Below are 17,583 nucleotides of genomic sequence, written 5' to 3'. Positions count from 1 at the left end.
TCTCCGGACGTGACACCCCGCTGGAAGTACACAAGCAAGATCACTACGACATGACAGGCAGGACTTCGCGCATGACTGCACCAGTGAAGGGCCCCGCCAGCTACTTCCCCTCGATCGAGAAGAAGTACGGCCGCCCGATCGCGGAGTGGAAGGACCTCATCCGCGCCTCGCCCCTGACCAAGCACATGGAACTGGTCACCTGGCTCAAGGCCGAGCACGGACTCGGGCATGGCCACGCCAACGCCCTCGTCGCCCACACTCTCGCCGAAACCGACGGAGACTGACCGGGTGCAGGTTCCCCGGGACCCATCCTCGACCCCGGTTGCGGGGCGCGTTCGCCGCGTTCCCTCACGGCCGGTAGACCATGCCCGGCCGGGGCTTGGCAGGGGCGAGCAGCTGCGACACCGTGACGATGGTGTAGCCGCGTTGTTCGAGCGCCTTGATGATCCCCGGTACGGCGGGCACGGTCCCCTTGTGCAGGTCGTGCAGCAGGATGATGCCGTCGCGGTGCGTCTGGTCGAGCACCCTCTCGGTGATCAGAGCCGAGTCGGTCGTCTCGTAGTCCTTGGCCGTGACGCTCCACAGCACCTGCGCCAGCCCCAAGTCCCGGCAGACCTCGGCCACGTTACGGTTGGTGCGGCCCTCGGGCGGACGCATCAGGACGGGCCTGGTGCCGGTGATCCTCTCGATGGCGTCCTGTGTACGGGTCAGTTCCCGACGGGCATCGTCCTCGTCGAGGTCTGTCAGCCTCCTGTGGTTCCAGGTGTGATTGCCGATCTCGTGCCCCTCGTCCGAGATGCGACGCAGGATGTCGGGGTACCTCGCGATGTGGCCCTTGCCCTGAACGAAGAACGTGGCGTGCAGCCCGTCCCGCTTGAGGATGTCCAGCAGCCTGGGGGTCGTCGGGCTGGGGCCGCCGTCGAAGCTGAGGGCCACGCACTTCGCCTTGCGGCAGTCGACGTTTGCGGCCACCGATCCGGATGCCTTTGATCGGGCGGCGCGGGGCGAGGTGTGGTCGTAGGTCGTGACCGTCAGGGCCACAGTCAGCGCGACGGACAGCACGACAGCCACCCCTGTCGCGACGGCGATGAGCAGGCGAGAGCGTCTTGTGCGCGTGATGAAGGGCATGGCGAGATCCTTCTTCGGATGGAGTTCCCGGGATTACCGCGTGCGGGCGGGAGTCGGCCTCGCGGCGGGGTTCTGAAGCCGCATGTCGAGCGTCAGGCGATGCCTCAGCAGGCGTCCGAGCCGACGCTCCGCCGTTGTGTGGATGAGCAGGGACAGCCCCAGCACGCAGACGACGGACACAGCCATCGAAGGCAGCGGTCCCAGCCTCGGAACGGCCTGGATCAAGCCTTTGGCCAAGGGAATTCCGATGCTTTGGTGGACGAGGTAGAAGGGGTAGGTGAGTCCCCCTGCGGTGACCAGCCAACGCCATCGCAGCCTCGCCAGCGGTCCTCCGACACCGGCCAGCGCCAGCAGCCCGAGACAGAGCGTGAGAACGGCCGCGCACACGGCCCAGCAGGGCCGGCTCTCGCCGGGGGGTACGGTGGCGTGGTCGGCCACCCGGAGTTCGAGCGCGGTGAGTTCGTAGGACCAGGCGAAACCCAGCAGCAGCCACAGCAGGAGGTTCTGTCCGAATCTGTGCATGAGGTGGAGGGCGATTCCGGCGACGAAGAGGCCCGTGTACCGGGGCAGTACGAATTCGTCGAGCAGTGGCGACTGGAGTTCGAGGGCGATGACACCGGCCAGGAGCCATGCTCCGCAGAAGGTCACCACCCGCCGATACGACAGCCCGAAGACGAGCAGCGCGGCCATCAGCAGGTAGAAACGGGCCTCCACCCAGAGCGTCCAGCTGACTCCGTCGACCAGTTCGAGTCCCAGCGGCCCCGGGGCCATCGTCAGGTTTCCCAGGACGGTACGAGGGTCGATGCGGGTGGCGGCCGGCCAGTGGCCCATCCGTGAGACGAGGACGAGCGCGACGACGAGGAGTACGGCGCACCAGTAGGCCGGGAAGAGCCGTGCGATGCGGGAGACGGTGAACTGTGCGGGAGTCCGCCCCCAGCAGCTCATGCAGATGACGAAGCCGCTGATGGCGAAGAAGAACTCGACGCCGAGCCAGCCGTAGCGGCTGATCTCATGCAGGAACGGCGCGAAATCCCGGAGTCCGGCCCTGCCCCAGAAGTGAGGGGTGGGTGTCCCGAGGAAGTGGTACGCGGCCACCATGACCGCTGCCACCAGGCGGAGCCCGTCTATCGCGGCCAGGCGCGCCGGCCCGCTCCGCGGTCCGGGAAACGGTCTGTCGGACGGCATGTCGGAACCAGGGCCGGTTCAGTCGGTGGGCAGGGGCGAGCGGCTGACGCGTATCTTCGACTGGCCGTGCGGGCGCTTCTCCCAGTCCTCCATGAACCGCGCGTGCAGACCGTGCCGCCGCGCGAGGTCGAGGAGGGTCTCGGTGCGGTAGTAGAAGTCCTCGCGCAGTACCTGGTGCTCGGTGCCCTCGGTACGGTCGAAGGTGAAGTCGAAGAACCCGGTGTCGGTCAGCACGCGGCCGACGTGCGCCAGGCACTGGTCGATGACCTCCAGGGGCGAGTGGGAGAAGACGCTGTGCGCGTGGACGACATCGAAGTGGTCATCGGGCAGGAAGTCCAGGGTGAGGTCGCCGGTGATGGTCAGATGCGGCAGCTTGGCCTGGAGACGGCGCTCGACGAGGGTCTTCTTGGCGGCCACCAGGATGTCGGGTGAGATGTCGATGCCGTAGTAGTTGCCTGTGTCGAGGTGGCTGATGAAGCGCCAGCCGCCGCGCAGGTTGCCGCAGCCGATGTCGAGCATGCGGTGGTCGGGGCGCAGTCCGTGTTCGATGAGGTAGTCGAACTGCATCTGCCCGAGCGCCAGCCAGCGGTCGTGGGTCTTGCTGCCGACCGCGGCTTCCGGGTTGCGGCGGGTGTCCGAGGCCATCACGGCGCGGTAGTAGCCGACGTGGTCGGGGTGCTTGAGGCGCAGCCACGCGTCCCGGCCGGCCCGGCGCAGGTACGGGATGACGCGGCCGGGGTGGCGCAGGGCGTAACCGGTCTTGTGGGTGAGGGCGGCGCGGTTGTTGCGCAGCTTCTTCGGCGACTTGGCGTCGGCGGGCATGGCGAAGCGACCTCCGTGCGAAAGGGGATCCCCGTGAGGGATGAAGGAAGGAGAGGAGGGTGAAGGCGATGTGCCCCGATGGGATCGCCGAGGTCAGACGCGGCGACGCAGGAGCAGCACGGTGACGACCGTGAGCAGAGCGGCGAGGCCGCCGAGGACGGCGGTGTCGGTCCACTGGAAGGTCCAGTAGTCACCGGCCGGGTTGGCCTCGTAGAAGCGGGCGACGTACCCGTGTGCCGCCATGCACTCCTTGAGCTGGGCGCCCGACGGGAAGGGGCAGTTCAGCACGTCGTCGTGGCGGCCGGTGGCGGTGATCAGGCCGTAGTCGCCGGTCGACCACTTCTCACCCATCGGCGGTTTGGGGGTGCTGCCGGCGCTGACATAGGTGTGCGGCGGGACCAGCAGCCGGGCCCGGTGCGTCCACTCCAGCAGGAGCGTCATAGCCCCCGTCACCAGCAGCGTCAGGACCATCGCCGCCAGCACCCGGCGGGCGAGCAGACCCAGCAGGGTGCCGGCCGCCAGGCCGAACAGGGCGGCCGCGACGACGCGGGGGCCCGAGCCGCTCAGGGCCGTGTTCTCGTACCAGAACAGGCCGTAGCTCCGGTCGGCGGCCGGTCGCCACCACCAGGCGAACACTCCCGCGAGCAGGCCGGAGAGGGCGATCGTGGTCGCCGCGGCCAGGGCGAACCGGGAGGCGAACCACTGGCCGCGGCTCACGCCCTGGGTGAGGATCACGCGGTGTGTGCCCAGTTCCCGGTCGCGGCCCAGGAGCGGGGCGCCCCAGAAGACGCCGATGACGACGGGCAGGGCGATGTTCAGCGCCCCGAGGTACTTCAGCGGCTCGACGTCCAGCAGCAGGGGCAGACCGGTGTCGGACCGTGTGCAGTACAGCGGCCCGGTGGCGCAGTGGTCGAACAGCCCGCTGTGCAGGGCGTCCAGCATGCCCGAGCGGTAGTACGCGGCGATCGCCGCAGCGAGGACCAGGGCGGCCGCGCCGATGCCGGCCGACACGCGCTGCTGGCGCCATGCGAGCCAGAGGGAGCCCTTCACGCCGCCGCCTCCGTCCACTCGGCGGGGGCCCGGTGACCCGGCTCACCGGCCTGGAGGTAGCCGATCAGGATGTCCTCGAGGCCGGGCCGTTCGACGTGCCAGTCGCCGCGCAGCGGTCCGCGCTGCCGTATCAGAGCGGTCAGCTGCCTGCCCCGGGTACGGCTCCGCACGACGGTGTGCTGTCCGGCCAGGGTGTCGGCCTGGCCGGCGGGTCCGACCAGCACTGCATGGCTCTCGCGCAGTACCTCGACGTCCTCGCTCAGCTCGACGCGGCCGTCCCGCAGTACCAGCACCCAGTCGCAGGTCTCCTCGAGTTCGGGCAGGACATGCGAGGACAGCACGATGCTCATGCCGCGCTCCACGGTCTCGGCCATCAGCTGCGCCATGATCTCGCCTCGTGCCACGGGGTCCAGGTCGGCCAACGGCTCGTCGAGAAGCAGGAGTTCGGGGCGCTTCCCCAGCGCCAGGGCGAGCGCGACCCGAGTGCGCCGCCCGGGGGACAGCTCGCCGACGCGGGCGTGGAGCGGGATGTCGCCCTCGCGGACGATCCGCTCGGCGGTCGTCCGGTCCCACGAGGAGTTCAGCTTCTCCCCCATCAGCAGGGTGTCCGCGACGGTGAAGCGCGGGTAGAGCGGCTTGTCCTGGGTGAGCAGCGCGACGCGGGCGCGGGCCTGTGACGTGCCGGGTACGGCGCCCAGCACACGCAGCTGCCCTGACTCGGGTCGCAGCAGGCCGCCGGCCAGATGCAGCAGTGTGCTCTTGCCGGCGCCGTTGCGTCCGACGAGTGCGGTGATACGACCGCCGGGCACGGTGAACTCGCAGTCCCGTAGGGCCCAGCCGCCCCGCCTCCGGTACCGGAATGCCAGTCCCGTGGCGCACAGCGCGGCCGACGCGTCAGCCCCGGTCATGCGTCCTCCTTCTTTCGTTCCCGGTCGCCCGGGGTTTTGCTGTCGTGCCCGTTCTCGTAGGCGTCGAGAGCGGCTGTGACCAGGGCGAGGACATCGGCCCGCTCCAGTCCCGTGGCGCGCGCACGGGCCACCCAGTCGGTGACCTCCCGGCGCAGCGGGGAGTCGTTCTCCGCGCCGGGCCGGGCGAGCGACCGCGTCACGAAGGTTCCGAGGCCACGGCGCAGTTCGACCAGACCGGCCTGCTCCATGTCGCGGTAGGCCCGCAGCACGGTGTTGGGGTTGATGGCGGTCGCCGCCACCACCTCCCTGGCTGTGGGCAGCTTGTCCCCGACCTCCAAGGTGCCCATCCGGAGCGCCCGTTCGGTCTGCTCGACGATCTGCACGTAGGCCGGTACGCCGCTGCCACGGTCGATCCGGTAGTCGATCACGTCGCCTTCCTCGGCTCCACCAGGCTTGTATTAATGAATTAACGGAAGCATGGTGGATGCCCGGCAACCATGTCAAACCCGAGGGGAGAACGGGTGCACGAGTAGTGCCTATGTGGCTCAGCGGTCGTGGGCGACCAGCGAGCGGGTGACCGGTGCGCCGACCGTGCGGTCGTGCCGGATCGCGCAGGTCATCACCAGGATCCGCTGAGCACGGAACTCGTCCAGCACGAACAGCGCCCGACCTGGCTTGGCGAGAACGGTGGGCTGTGCGGTGCTGGTCCCGTTGTCGGTCTGCAGGCACTCAGAGGCTGAGGTGACCGATCCCCCCTTGATCGTGATCTCGGTTCCGAACGGTGTGGAGAGCCGCTGCAGACGTCGGAGAATCCGGTCCGTGCCGGGCGGGTCGGCCGGTCGGGGGATGCCGCGGTCGGCGTCGCGCGGGCTGGCCCAGTGTGTAGTAGCGGGTGCCGAAGAGCGTGACGGTGTCGTCGCGGCGGCCCGCCTCCAGTGCGCAGGCGCGTACGGAACCGGGTGGCAACGCGTCCCGGATCAGGGCGAGTTCATGCAGACGGGCGGCGGGGACGGCGACGTAGCGGGTGGTGCGCAGGGCGTTGACGCCGGGGCGGCCGGGGACGCGGCTCAGCGGGTCGGCGGCGCGGGACATGGCCTCGAAGCGGGAGGCGACGGAGACCAGCGAGACGCGGCCGGCCGGGGTGGTGAGGAACCGGGGGGCGCAGGCCTCGGCGAGGGTGTCTCCGGTGCCGGCGTGCACGATCCCGGCCTCAGGATGTGGCGGTGGGGCTCTCACCGTTGGCCGAGCTGATGGCGTGCCTGCACTCCATGGCCGAGCCCGAGCACCACCTCGACGTGCGCCCGTGGCTGGAACGCGTGAGCGCAGAGCTGTCCGCGGAGTCCAAGAGCCTCCTCGCGGTCTACGCACCACTGTGGAACCGGCGGCGCTGCCGGGTGCTGCTGCCGCTGTGCCGCAGGTCTCCCGCCACCTCGGGCGATTGCGCGAGGCCGGCCTGCTCACCTCCCGGAGGGACGGTCGACTGATCTACCACCGGCTCGACACCGACTGCCTCATGCACCTGGGCGTGGACGTGCTGACCTCGATCATCCGCTGAAGGACGCGTTGACCGAGCCACCCGAGGCGGAGATCACCGGTGGCGCCAGGCGTCTTCACGCCCGCCCTGGGCACGGTATCCGCTCGCGGCGTCCTCGGCCTCCCAGCGCAGCAGGTCGCCCGGCTGGCACTCGAGCACTTCGCAGAGCGCGGCGAGCGTCGCGAAGCGCACCGCCTTGGCGCGGCCGTTCTTGAGTACCGCCAGGTTGGCGGGCGTGATACCGACGCGGTCCGCGAGCTCGCCCACGGACATCTTCCGCCTGGCCAGCATCACGTCGATGTCGACGACGATCGGCATCAGATCACCCCGTCCAGCTCGGCCTGCATCTGCGCCGCTTCGACATCGCGCGCGACGGCCTGGGCGAGCAGCATCCGCAGCACGAGCACGATGAGAGCAACTCCCAGGATCGCCACGCCAACCCCGCCCATGATGACGGTGACGCCGGGGTCGGCCCGCTGGCCCGGCGCATTGATGGCCGTGACCGCGAACCACACGAGGGCAGCCGCCACGATCGCGCCGATCACGACGTCCACGTACCGGAAGGCGGCGTGGGAGAACACGGTTCCGCGTCGCACCATCGTCACCAGCCGCCATACGCAGACCACGACGACCTGGACCGACACCATGCCCAGAATCGTGATCAGGCGCAGCGGGGTCAGTGGGAGCGACCCGTTCTCCGGGTCGGTGGCCAACGCCCACACCATCGATGCCTGTACGAACACGGTGCCGGCGAGCACCACGACGAGTACGGCGCGCAGCGCACCCACTGTCAGCTTTCCCATGACCCACCCTTCCATCGAAACGCGATGGGAATCTATCGAATATCGATAGGTTAAGCAAGGGCTGGGATAAGCAAGGACTGCGATAGGCAAGGACTGGGATGGAGGATGGGATCTGCTCAGTCAGGATGGCTGGACTTGGTCGAAGAGGGCGAGGGCTTCTGCGGGGTCCGGGCTCACAAGGCGTTCCAGACCGGCCGTCGTGATCTTCGCCCACCTGCCGGCCCGTACCCACATCTGTTCCTCGAAGGCGCGGACGGCCTCGTCCAGGTCTCCAGAGCCGGTGGCGACGGACTCGGCGAGTTCGGCGCCTTCCAGCATCGCGAGATTCGCGCCCGCCCCCAATGGGGGCATCAGGTGGGCGGCGTCGCCCAGCAGCGTCACCCCGGGGACGTGGGTCCAGGTGTGGGACACGGGCAGGACGTAGAGGGGGCGGTGGACGAAAGCGGTGCCGTGGCGGAGGAGGTCGAGGACGGGAGCGGCCCAACCGTCGAACAGAGCCAGAAGACTCGATCGCACGGCCTCGGCGTCGGCCAGGTCCAGGTTCGCGTGCCAGTCCAGCGGAGCGCGGAACTGGGCGTACACCTTGACGTGGCCGCCGCTGTTGCGCTGGGCGACGAGCTTTCGGTTCACGCCGTACACAGCCACGGAGCCGTCGCCGATCAACCGGGCGAGGCGAGGATGGCGGGTGTCGACGTCGTCGAGGGAGGTCTCGACCGTGGTGACGCCGGTGTAGTGCGGCGTCACCGATGAAACTGCCGGGCGGGTCCGGGACCAGGCGCCGTCCGCGCCGACCACGAGGTCGAACGTCTCCTGTCGCCCGTCCGCGAAATGGACGAGTACGCCATCCCGGGTCCCCGGCACCACCTCTGTCACGCCCCGCCCCCACCGAACGTCGAGAGGGCCGAGCAGCAGGTCACGGAGTTGCCCGCGGTCGATCTCGGGATTGGCCCGGTCATCCGGACGGGGTCGCCAGTCGCGAAGGACGGTCCCGTCCGTGTCCAGGATGCGCATGGCCTGCCCCTCGGGACGAGACAGCGCCCGGAACTCCGCCAGCAGCCCTGCCTTTTCCAGCGCGAGCTGACCCAGCCCTTCGTGCAGGTCCAGCGTGCCGCCCGGGGGGCGGGCGTCGGGGGCGGAATCGCGTTCGAGGATGGTGACGGGGTAGTCATGGCGGTGCAGGACGCGAGCGAAGGTAAGGCCGCCGGGGCCGCTCCCGACCACTGCGATGCGATGTCTCATGGCGATACACCGTATTGCTTCTTTACGGTGTATCGCAACAGTACGATGTCACCATGACTGTGTGGGACCGGCCGGAGCCGCCGACTCGCCCCGTGCCGCTGGACAGGGAGCGGATCGTCGCCGCCGCCATCGCGCTGGCCGACGAAGGCGGGCTGGAGGCGGTGTCGTTGCGCAAGGTCGCGGCCCGGCTGAACGCCGGCCCGATGCGACTGTACGGATACATCTCCACCAAGGAGGAGCTGTTCGACCTCATGGTGGACGAGGTCCAGGCCGAGATCCTCCCCGAGGAGCAGCCCGGTGACTGGCGGGAGGCGCTGCGCATCCTCGCCTACCGCACCAGGCAGACCGCTCTGCGTCACGAATGGCTGGCCGACCTGCTCGGCGGCCGCCCGACCCTGGGCCCGAACGGCCTCGCCGTGACCGAGGCCACGCTGGCCGCCCTCGACGGCCTCGCCGACATCGACACCGTCATGCGCGCCGTGGAGACTGTCAGCGCCTACTTCACCGGCGCGATCAGGCGCGAGATCGCAAACCTGCGGGCCGAGCGCGCCACGGGGCTGTCCAAGCGCGACTGGCAGCGCGCCTCCGGCCCGCATGTGACGAGAATGTTGGCCACGGGCCGCTTCCCGGCGCTGGCCAAGGCCGTGTACGACGGCACGGACGTGGACGCCGAGGCGTCCTTCGCGACCGGCCTGGACTGGGTCCTCGACGCCGTGGCCGCCAAACTCACCGGGCCGCCGGCGTGACGCTCAGCTCTTGCCGCATGTGAGCGAGGTCGGGGTCGTCGTCCACGGGCCGTGCGGGATCGCGCCACCACCACTTCATGACGTTGGCGCTGCCATCGGAGCGCCGGAAGCGTCCGTTCCTCGGGCCGCGTCGTGGAAGGGCCGCAAGCCGGCGCCCGAGTCGGCGCGGGTGCCGTCTGGGCTGGGCAGGACGCGCGGCAAGAGGGCAGTCACAGAAGTACTCCAGCATGTCGACGGCGGTTCACGGATCGGCCCGTGGGCAGAATCGACCCTCCACCCACGGGTGGAGGCCGCACTTCAGTGGTGGTTCTCGCCGTGCGTATCCCCTGCTGGGTGCCCATGCTGCAGATGGCCGGTGTGATCGTGGCCGGTGTCGGGTGTGCCGCCCATCATGCGGAGCATGGACAGCCCGCCGGTGCGCAAGAAGCGCACCAGGAGCACCGCGGCCAGGAGGAGGAAGGCGATGTTGAGCCAGGTGGTGTAGTTCCAGCTCACGCCCTCCATGGGGATCTTCGCGTCGGCCTGGTGGGGGATCAGGCCGAGCCCGCCGAAGGCGAATTCGACGATGTACCCGGCGATGACCATCGCGAGGTAGAAGGTGCCGAGCAGGAAGGCGGCCGTCTTCGCGCCGTAGTACTTCCGGTAGATGTTGAGGATCGGCAGGATCAGCAGGTCGGCGAAGATGAACGCGACCACGCCGCCGAAGCTGATGCCGCCCTTCCACAGCACCACCGCCAGCGGCACGTTGCCGATGGAACACACGAATGAGGCAATCGCTACCAGCGGGCCGACGATCGGGCCCCACAGCTTGGCAGCGAGAGGGTGGCCGTCGAAGAAGAAGCTGCGCCAGAAGGAATCGGGAACCCAGGCGGCAATGGCACCGGCGATGAGCAGGCCAACGATCAGGTCGCGCAGGATCGCCGCCCACTCCATGACGAAGACATGCGAGGTCGAGGTGAAGCCCTCGCGGGAGAACAGGCGCCGGGCGAAGGAGCCCTCACGGTGAACGGACATGTCCATCGCGGCGTGGCCCTCCATCGAGCCGGCCAGCCCGCGTTCAGCCTGCTCGCGGGCAGTGTGCAGGAGTCCGTCCCGCAGGAAGATGCGGAACAGGACCGCCAGCAGGATGATCATGATCGGGCCGCCGAAGAATTCGGCGGCGGTGAACTGCCAGCCCATCAGCAGGGCCAGGATCACGCCGAGCTCGACGACCAGGTTGGTGGAGGCGATCTCGAAAGCCATCGCGGCGGTGAAATTCGCGCCTTTGCGGAACAGTGAGCGGGCCAGCGCGACGGCCGCGTAGGAGCAGGACGAAGACGCCGCGCCCAGTCCGGCGGCGAGGGCGAGAGTGCGGGGCCGGTCGTCGCCCAGGAGCGCAACCACGGTGGACTTGCGCACCACGGCCTGGACGACAGCGGACAGCGCGAAGCCCAGAACCAGGGCCCAGGTGATCTCCCAGGTCATGGACCCGGCAATCGACAGTGCGTGCAGTACGGCGTGCATCTGTGAAGCCTTCCTCCCAAGGTGCGGCCCGCCGCCCACAGACACGCCCTCTGTGGGTGCGCGTTCGGCGGGCCGGGGTGCCTGGACGCCACCGTGTGCGGTACCCCGCCTGGGTTCAGCCGACGCGCAGAGTCAGGGCGGCGGTATGGAGCTTGCCACGGGCCTGGAGCCGCAGGAATACCCGCCAGTTGCCGGAGGTGGGCAACTCGGCGTGGAAGGACTGGTCCGGGCGCTGTTGGCGCAGCTCACTTGGTGGCCGGGTGAGGGTGGGCGAGCGCGGCTCCGCACTCAAGGTGCCGTCGGCAGCCATGGTCGGGTGGACGTGCTGGAATGCGGTCAGATCGGAGCGGATCGCGTCGACCACGGAAGGTGCCCGATCAGCGAAGGTGTTCGGGTCGTGGGCGCCGCCCGCGCCGTCACGCCCGAGCTGAAGGAGACCGGCGCACACGCGGTGTAGGCCGACCTGAGCACCGCGGAAGGCGTCTCCTCCCTCCTGGGCCCGCCAGGACGGCGGGGCCTGCCACGCCATTGCGTGACGGCGGCGACCTGGCGGATCAACCACCGACGTGAGAAACCTGCCCTGGGGGCCGACTTCAGTCGTCGCGCCCGACGCCGCGATCGGGTGCGCTCATGTCTCCCGTCTCGGGCGTGCCAGCGGCGAGCCCGTAACGCAGGTACACGGTGCCCTTCGGACTGGCCACCGGCGGTTCGAGGAGTTTGACGTTCGTAGGCACCGCGCCACCGTCGAACACCTTCTTCCCGACGCCGAGCACGATCGGGTGCACCCAGAGGTCGAGACGGTCGAAGAGCTTCTCACGCAACAGGGTCTGCACCAGGTTCAGGCTCCCGACGACCTTCACGTGCTCGTGCCGGTCACGGAGCTCGCGCACCGCGCCGACCAGATCCGGGCCGAGCTGCGTGGACCCGGCCCACGAGAGGTCGGGCTTGCCACGGGAGGCCACGTACTTCGGGACGCTGTTGAAAAGCGCGGCGATCTCGTTGTCCTCGCCGCCCTCCTGGTACGGCCAGTACGCGGCGAAGATGTCATACGTCCGGCGGCCGAGCAGGAGGGCGTCCGTGCCCTCGTACGCGGCACCGATCTGCGCCCCGGCGACCTCGTCCAGCAGCGGGGCCTGCCAGCCGCCGAACGGGAACCCCACCGGGTCCTCGTCGGGGCCGCCGGGCGACTGCCCGACGAGGTCGAGGGTCGCGAACAGTTCGATGTGGATCTGGCCCATGCCTTGCTCCCGATGAGTTGGTTGTCTCGGTTGTGTCGGTCGGGAGGTGGACCTGTGAGCGTCGGCAGACTCATCGCTGCGGCAGCACCCAGCTTCGTGCTCGTCGACAGCCTCGTCGGTGCACCGGTCACCGCCTGTCCCGCGCTCAGCGTTCACGACACCCGACAGGTATGCCGTAGGCCTTGATCCAGGTTCGCACATCCGATTCCTCGAACAGCACATGCCGCGGGTCCGGGCAGCCGAAAGGTCAGACATCTCATGTCGTCGGCGGGCCGAGTTGAGTCGCCGACGATCGGGAGCCGGGCCTGATGTGCTTCGCCGCACGGTTGAGGAAGGCGGTAGCGTGCTCGGCATGCTGGACGGTCCTGATGTGTCGGTGGCTCTGCGAGGCGGAGTGGGTACCCGCTCCCATACCTGGGAGTTCGTGCGCTGGTTCGCCGACGCATGGATGAGCCGTCCGGTGGAGCCGGAAGACGGCTGCACCGCAGACGAATTGGCAGCTGCGGAGGCTGATCTTGGCTTCGAGCTGCCGGCCGCCCTGAGTGAGGGGTACGCGCTCATCGGCCGCCGGGACGACCTGACCCGGCAGCAGGACCCTCTGGTCAAGCCGGCTGGCCTCTACGTCGATGACGCCCTGGGCGGCGTCCTGGTCTTCCGCCGCGAGAACCAGGACTGCGCCTCCTGGGGAATCCCCCTCGCCCAGATCGAGGAGGACGATCCACCGGTGGTGGTGGCATCAGATCAGGGTTGGATTCCCTTTCTCGAGCGGATGTCCCTGGCGTGGGTCGAACTGGTGCTGAGCGAGTCGCTCTTCGCGGCGGACAGTCTCTATGACGCCTGCGAGCTCCCCGACGCGCTCATACCGGATCTCCACGCCCGCTATGCCCGCGTCGGCCTGCCCGACCATCCCATGTGGGCGAGCGAGGACGACTCGCCGGTCCGCTGGTACGCGGCTCCCGGCCGGTTGGTGCGCCGGGACGGCCTTCAGGACCAGTCCTGGATCCACGCGCGTGGGCACACGATTTCCGATCTTGAGACCATCCGCGCAGAACTCCCGGGCCCCTGGGTCGGCTGAAGCACGCCCACCACCGGTGTCGGCATGTTCGTCATGCGGATCGGTAAGACGATCACGTAGCGAGCGCGACGGAGTGCGCAGGTAGATCCGCCCTGCGTCTCCGTCGATCTGCACGGACTGCGCCGGGATACGGTCGTGGATGAAGAGGACCAGCTCGCTGGCCGTGCCCCGGACAGAGGCGCCGGCTGCGTCCGGGCCCTCACCGGGAGCGGTCGCGGGCAGACGGGTGGACCGTGCGCCGTCGCCGTCGACCGTCAGGCGCCAGGAGCAGCGGCCCTCGGTGGCGTGGAACTCGAAGGCAGTGGGCTTGTGGGGCCAGGCGCTGGTCGTCGCGACGCAGGTGGACAGGAACTCGTCGACACCGTCGAGTGCCACCCCGTCCGCAGCGCCTGCGCGGCGCCCAGGGTGATCAGGGCGTCGTAGGTGTGGACCGCGACCTCCTGAAGCTGGTGCCGGGCGACGGCACCGCAGGTCTGCGGTGACTGCGACGCACCCCACCACGTCCAGCAACCCTGATCCGGGCCGGCTTCCCTCAGTACGTCCAGTAGCTGCTGCGTCGATGCGGCCGACCAGGCCAGCAGGGCCTCGCGCCCCCGGGGCGCCGCCATGGCGCGCTCGGCAGTGGCCTCGGCCAGGGGAGCGTCGGCCGGCCCGCCGCCACGGTGGCGGCCCAGAAGCGGCGCCCCTGGTTCCAGGTGCCGCACCAGATCGAACAGCGTCCACTCGGGGCAGGTCGGCACCTGAACATCGAGGCTGGGCGCGGAGGCGACCGCGGCGCGGAAGGCGGCCGACCGTTCGTCGATCAGCCGCAGCAAGTCCTGGCCTGGTCCCGGCGTAGCGAAGGCCACCAATCCGCCCCGTGCCGGCCTTCGCGAACCGTCATCAGGCTCCCCGGCAGTGGCCCGTGGACCTGACGAAGAGGGCGGCGCCAGGGGCGCCGCCCTCACTTGAGTGCTCGTCTGAGTGCTCGTCATGATGCAGCGAGGCCGGACCAGCAGCTGCGCAAGTTGCCGCCTCGGACATCGCCTCAGGTCAGGATGAGCTCCAGTACGGTGACCGAGAGCGGCGGCACGGTGCTGGTGAAGGACGCTGCCGCGCCGGTGACGGTGCTGGTCCTGGGCACCAGCGTGTCGGGTTCCGTCAGCGTGTTGGTGGTAGCGCGCGAGGGGCCGGTGAGGACCGTCGCGGTGGCCTGCCTCTTGACCCCCTTGGCCAGCCCCTTCAGTTCGACCGGCACGTTCACCTTCTCCGTCCCGGAGTTGACGACCGCGAGGTAGAGGCGGTTCCCGGAGCGCGTGGCCACGGTGGCGAGACCGGGCAGTGCACGTGCGGTGGCCGGCAGCACCGTGTTGCCGAGCCTGCTCGTCAGCATGTGCTGTGCCCAGTAACTGGGCGACACGTAGCTGGTGAGGTTGTCGTAGGCGATCAGGTTGGTGGCCCAGACGTTGTTCTTGACGTGTGAGAAGAGCGGCGCGTAGCACTCCATGAGGACCTGGTCCGAGTTGCGGATCAGCCCGGCCAGCCAAGCGGCGTCGCCGAGCGCCGCGTTGAGGTCGGGTGTGGGGCGGCCCTCCTGCGCGGCCCACTCCCCGACGAACACCTTCGTCGAATTGCGGTCCCGGTTGTCGTACTTGTGGGTGGAGGCCTGGGCGGCGGACGGCGCGAGGTAGTAGTGCTCGTCGATCAGGTCCGGCGTGCGGCTCGTCACGGACGTCGAGGCGATCAGCTTCAGATGCGGGTACTTCGCCTTGATCGCGTCGTAGAAGGCCGCGAACCGCTCGTTGTACGACCCCGAGGAGTCGAACCAGTCCTCGTTGCCGATCTCGACGTACTCCAACGGGAACGGCTCGGGGTGTCCGTCGGCGGCACGTCGTGCGCCCCAGGTGCTGGTGACCGGGCCGGTGACGTACTCGATCTCGTCGAGTGCGTCCTGGATGAACGGCTTGAGTGCGTCGCCGGTGACGTGTTCGCCCTTGAGCGAGTAGCCGGCGAACACGGCGAGGACCGGCTGGGCGTGCATGTCCTCGACCCATTCCAGATATTCGAGGAGACCGAGGCCGTCCGTGGACCAGTAGCCCCAGGCGTCGTCCATGTGGCCGGGGCGCTCCCAGACCGGACCGATGGTGTTCTTCCAGTTGAACCGTGTCGCAATGGTGTTGCCCTCGAGGAAGTTCCCGCCGGGGAAGCGCAGGAACTTCGGCTTCAGAGCGACCAGTTTGTCCATCAGGTCGATGCGCAGGCCGTTGGGCCGGTTGTTGTAGGTGGGCGGGAAGAGGGACACGTGCTGGAGCCACAGGGTCTCGCCCGCGCCGGCGGGGTCGGCCGTGGTGACGGTCAGCCTTGCGTCACCGACCACGGGGGCGCTCGAACCGGTGCGCAGGGTCAGCTCGAACGGGCGGTCCGGGAAGGCGGTGCCGATGTGGGACACGTGGGCGGACGCGTACACCGTCGCACCGTCCGCCGACTCGATGGCCACCGTGAGCGGGCCGATGCGTCGTGACGCCTTGGCGAACAGCCGGGCGGTGTAGGTGGTTCCGGGCCGCACGGGTATGCCCCAGAAGCCGTCGTTGGCGACGCCGGCCCGGTTTCCGGCACCGGTGCTGCTCGGCAGTACGACCTTGAGGGAACGGTTGAGCGCGGCGTTGAGCGGGGTGGTGGTGTCGAGTGCGAGGGTCGTTCCGCCGACGGCGGACCAGTGGACGGGCGTGGTGTCGCTGGCCATCATCGAGCGGTTCTGGACGAGTTCGGCGTAGATGCCGCCCTCGCCGGAGTGGTTGATGTCCTCGAACATCAAGCCGGGGAGGATCGGGGACACGGCGTGGGCGGGGGTGCCGACGTCCACGCTCAGCAGCGGCGTCGTGGTCTCCACGGGGACCCCGGCCAGCGCGGCGACCTGGTCGGAGGTGAGGACGGACGGGAACATCCATACGTCGTCGATCAGGCCGTGCCACTGGTCGACGTGCCCACCGCCGTAGAGCGCACGGCCGATGGCGGTGTCGCCGCTGCCGGCCCAGCCCGCGGTGTAGGCGGTCTCCCCCTCCAGCACGCCGTTGACGTAGAGGCGAATGACGCCGGCGGTCGGGTCGCTGACGCCGACCAGGTGGGTCCAGGTGCTGGTGGTGGGCGCTGAAGCGGCGGCCGCCACCGCGGCACTCTGCGTGGCGTCCGAGTCGAGCCGGGCGAAGGCGAAGGTGCCGGTGTCATCGCGCAGCCCCAGGTAGAAGGAGCTGACGACCTTGCCGTCGATGCTGACGGCGGTCTGGTAGCCGCCGAGTTGAGCGAGGTTGACCCAGGCACCCACCGAGAATCCCTTGGAGGTGTCGAGGGCCGGCCCGGACGCCGTGGCGTTGCCGCCTGCCGTGAGGCTCAGGCTGTGGGTGCCGACCTTGCCGGTGTCCCAGCCGGCCGCGCCCTGGAGCGTCGCGGTACGACCGTTGCCGGAGGAGTCGGCGGCGGAGGTGCCGGAGCCTTCGTCGAAGGTCCAGTGGGCGGCTGCGGCGGGGAGGTTCGCGGCCGTGGCGCTTGGGGCTGTGCCGGTGAGCGTGGCGGCGCGGGCGGGAGCGGCGGCGGCGAAGGTTCCGGCGAGGGAGGCGGCGCCCAGGACGGTGAGGACGGTTCTGCGGGGCACTCCGGCTTCTGAAGGCATGCGGCTCATTCCTTTGTGACGGATCGTTGCGTTGCGTACCGGCCGGAGTAGGGCAGCCTGCCGAAGCCGCCAACCAACCTCGTTCGATATGCCGTACATTGATCGTTACTTCGAGCAGCAGGGATCTTAAGGTGTCGGCGAGGCCCGTCAATACCCCTCGAATGGCAATGCTTTTCCACGCCTCGTTCGCCCCCTGGTTCTCAAGAGGCAGACGCGTAGCAGGACTCCGTTGGGCTGCGTCGGCTCTCGAGATGTAAAGAGCGGGTCTTCTGGGCAGGGGACGGCGGTAGGTGGCAGCAGGGGGTACAGGTGCCGGTCCAGCAGTTCAGCGGGTGCCCGCGTGCACGCTGATGCGAGGAGGGCGGTACACGCTCACGTGATACGCAGCAAGCCAAGGATCGAGCGCTGTGGGCCTCAGTGACGGGCCGGCCGGGAAGCGGTCTTCATCGGCGGGAGGACGGCCTGGAGGTGGTAGCGTCCAGATGGTCCGCGAACTCCTCGGCATGCCAGATCTCCAACGGTCCAAGGTGAGCCACGATCACCGGTACTGCCGGGCCTGCGCGGCCGGCCGGTCCAGCAAAACCTCGGGGTGGATCGCCTCGCACAGCCGCCGGGCGATCCGCTGCCGCACCGGCCCACTCCCACGACGACTGGTTCACGAACTGCTGCAGGCGAACGAACGCCGGCCCGCTCGCACAGCTCGGCT

General features: G+C 69.3%; 19 protein-coding genes and 1 pseudogene. 4 read left to right on the top strand and 16 right to left on the bottom strand.

Annotated elements, in window-relative coordinates; genetic code table 11:
* Positions 1-71: 71 nt before the first annotated feature.
* On the top strand, positions 72-284 hold the full coding sequence (locus SY2F82_RS36605; protein ID WP_200423411.1) for a DUF4287 domain-containing protein: 213 nt from the start codon (positions 72-74) through the stop codon (positions 282-284).
* A gap of 64 nt (positions 285-348) precedes the next feature.
* On the opposite strand, the gene SY2F82_RS36600 is transcribed toward SY2F82_RS36605, so the two are convergent.
* The 7 genes from SY2F82_RS36600 to SY2F82_RS36565 all read right to left on the bottom strand — a co-directional run bounded on the left by SY2F82_RS36600 (position 349) and on the right by SY2F82_RS36565 (position 6,293).
* Positions 349-1,128, bottom strand: coding sequence for a polysaccharide deacetylase family protein (locus SY2F82_RS36600; protein WP_200423410.1), 780 nt, complete (start codon positions 1,126-1,128; stop codon positions 349-351).
* Positions 1,129-1,161: 33 nt separating this feature from the next.
* Complete coding sequence (locus tag SY2F82_RS36595) at positions 1,162-2,313, bottom strand: acyltransferase (protein WP_200423409.1); 1,152 nt, start codon at positions 2,311-2,313, stop codon at positions 1,162-1,164.
* An 18-nt stretch (positions 2,314-2,331) separates the two neighbouring features.
* Positions 2,332-3,135 (bottom strand): class I SAM-dependent methyltransferase, encoded by an 804-nt coding sequence (locus SY2F82_RS36590; RefSeq protein ID WP_200423408.1) that lies wholly within the window; start codon positions 3,133-3,135, stop codon positions 2,332-2,334.
* A gap of 93 nt (positions 3,136-3,228) precedes the next feature.
* Positions 3,229-4,185 (bottom strand): transporter, encoded by a 957-nt coding sequence (locus tag SY2F82_RS36585; RefSeq protein WP_200423407.1) that lies wholly within the window; start codon positions 4,183-4,185, stop codon positions 3,229-3,231.
* Positions 4,182-5,093, bottom strand: a complete 912-nt coding sequence (locus SY2F82_RS36580) for an ATP-binding cassette domain-containing protein (protein ID WP_200423406.1) — start codon at positions 5,091-5,093, stop codon at positions 4,182-4,184. The genes SY2F82_RS36585 and SY2F82_RS36580 overlap by 4 nt, the downstream gene beginning before the upstream one ends.
* Positions 5,090-5,521, bottom strand: coding sequence for a GntR family transcriptional regulator (locus SY2F82_RS36575; RefSeq protein ID WP_200423405.1), 432 nt, complete (start codon positions 5,519-5,521; stop codon positions 5,090-5,092). The genes SY2F82_RS36580 and SY2F82_RS36575 overlap by 4 nt, the downstream gene beginning before the upstream one ends.
* A 301-nt stretch (positions 5,522-5,822) precedes the next feature.
* Positions 5,823-6,293, bottom strand: a complete 471-nt coding sequence (locus SY2F82_RS36565; protein ID WP_200423404.1) for a hypothetical protein — start codon at positions 6,291-6,293, stop codon at positions 5,823-5,825.
* Positions 6,294-6,310: 17 nt separating this feature from the next.
* Between SY2F82_RS36565 and SY2F82_RS36560 the strand changes: the two genes are divergently transcribed.
* Positions 6,311-6,577, top strand: a complete 267-nt coding sequence (locus SY2F82_RS36560) for a DUF5937 family protein (protein WP_374707237.1) — start codon at positions 6,311-6,313, stop codon at positions 6,575-6,577.
* A gap of 104 nt (positions 6,578-6,681) precedes the next feature.
* Here the strand turns inward: SY2F82_RS36560 and SY2F82_RS36555 are convergent, their stop codons facing one another.
* From SY2F82_RS36555 to SY2F82_RS36545, 3 genes are all read right to left on the bottom strand, one after another.
* Positions 6,682-6,945, bottom strand: a complete 264-nt coding sequence (locus tag SY2F82_RS36555) for a helix-turn-helix transcriptional regulator (RefSeq protein WP_200423402.1) — start codon at positions 6,943-6,945, stop codon at positions 6,682-6,684.
* On the bottom strand, positions 6,945-7,430 hold the full coding sequence (locus SY2F82_RS36550) for a DUF2975 domain-containing protein (RefSeq protein WP_200423401.1): 486 nt from the start codon (positions 7,428-7,430) through the stop codon (positions 6,945-6,947). The genes SY2F82_RS36555 and SY2F82_RS36550 overlap by 1 nt, the downstream gene beginning before the upstream one ends.
* A gap of 120 nt (positions 7,431-7,550) precedes the next feature.
* Positions 7,551-8,669, bottom strand: coding sequence for an NAD(P)/FAD-dependent oxidoreductase (locus SY2F82_RS36545; protein ID WP_200423400.1), 1,119 nt, complete (start codon positions 8,667-8,669; stop codon positions 7,551-7,553).
* 53 nt (positions 8,670-8,722) lie between these two features.
* Here SY2F82_RS36545 and SY2F82_RS36540 point away from each other — a divergent pair, with 53 nt between their 5' ends.
* Positions 8,723-9,415 carry a TetR/AcrR family transcriptional regulator gene (locus SY2F82_RS36540; protein ID WP_200423399.1) on the top strand — a complete coding sequence of 231 codons (693 nt, stop codon included), beginning with the start codon at positions 8,723-8,725 and terminating at the stop codon, positions 9,413-9,415.
* Positions 9,416-9,712: 297 nt separating this feature from the next.
* On the opposite strand, the gene SY2F82_RS36535 is transcribed toward SY2F82_RS36540, so the two are convergent.
* From SY2F82_RS36535 to SY2F82_RS36525, 3 genes are all read right to left on the bottom strand, one after another.
* Complete coding sequence (locus tag SY2F82_RS36535) at positions 9,713-10,918, bottom strand: permease (RefSeq protein WP_200423456.1); 1,206 nt, start codon at positions 10,916-10,918, stop codon at positions 9,713-9,715.
* Positions 10,919-11,033: 115 nt separating this feature from the next.
* Positions 11,034-11,447, bottom strand: a complete 414-nt coding sequence (locus SY2F82_RS36530; RefSeq protein ID WP_200423459.1) for a hypothetical protein — start codon at positions 11,445-11,447, stop codon at positions 11,034-11,036.
* Between the two features lie 64 nt (positions 11,448-11,511).
* Positions 11,512-12,156, bottom strand: coding sequence for a dihydrofolate reductase family protein (locus SY2F82_RS36525; RefSeq protein ID WP_200423398.1), 645 nt, complete (start codon positions 12,154-12,156; stop codon positions 11,512-11,514).
* 352 nt (positions 12,157-12,508) lie between these two features.
* Between SY2F82_RS36525 and SY2F82_RS36520 the strand changes: the two genes are divergently transcribed.
* Positions 12,509-13,231: an SMI1/KNR4 family protein gene (locus tag SY2F82_RS36520; protein ID WP_200423397.1), complete on the top strand. Its 723-nt coding sequence runs from the start codon at positions 12,509-12,511 to the stop codon at positions 13,229-13,231.
* A 150-nt stretch (positions 13,232-13,381) separates the two neighbouring features.
* Here SY2F82_RS36520 and SY2F82_RS39765 read toward each other — a convergent pair.
* The 3 genes and pseudogenes from SY2F82_RS39765 to SY2F82_RS36510 form a co-directional block, all read right to left on the bottom strand.
* A pseudogene (locus SY2F82_RS39765) lies at positions 13,382-13,579 on the bottom strand (hypothetical protein); the annotation flags it as partial.
* Positions 13,486-14,046, bottom strand: coding sequence for a maleylpyruvate isomerase N-terminal domain-containing protein (locus SY2F82_RS36515; protein ID WP_308437811.1), 561 nt, complete (start codon positions 14,044-14,046; stop codon positions 13,486-13,488). The pseudogene SY2F82_RS39765 and the gene SY2F82_RS36515, both read right to left, overlap by 94 nt.
* A gap of 212 nt (positions 14,047-14,258) precedes the next feature.
* Positions 14,259-16,877: a LamG-like jellyroll fold domain-containing protein gene (locus SY2F82_RS36510; RefSeq protein WP_200423396.1), complete on the bottom strand. Its 2,619-nt coding sequence runs from the start codon at positions 16,875-16,877 to the stop codon at positions 14,259-14,261.
* Between the last annotated feature and the right edge of the window lie 706 nt (positions 16,878-17,583).

The sequence above is a fragment of the Streptomyces sp. Y2F8-2 genome (genome assembly GCF_014905555.1).
GTDB classification, from domain to species: Bacteria; Actinomycetota; Actinomycetes; order Streptomycetales; family Streptomycetaceae; genus Streptomyces; species Streptomyces cynarae.
The sequence above is the reverse complement of the archived record's forward strand: the minus strand, read 5'-3'. Positions and strand labels throughout refer to the sequence as shown.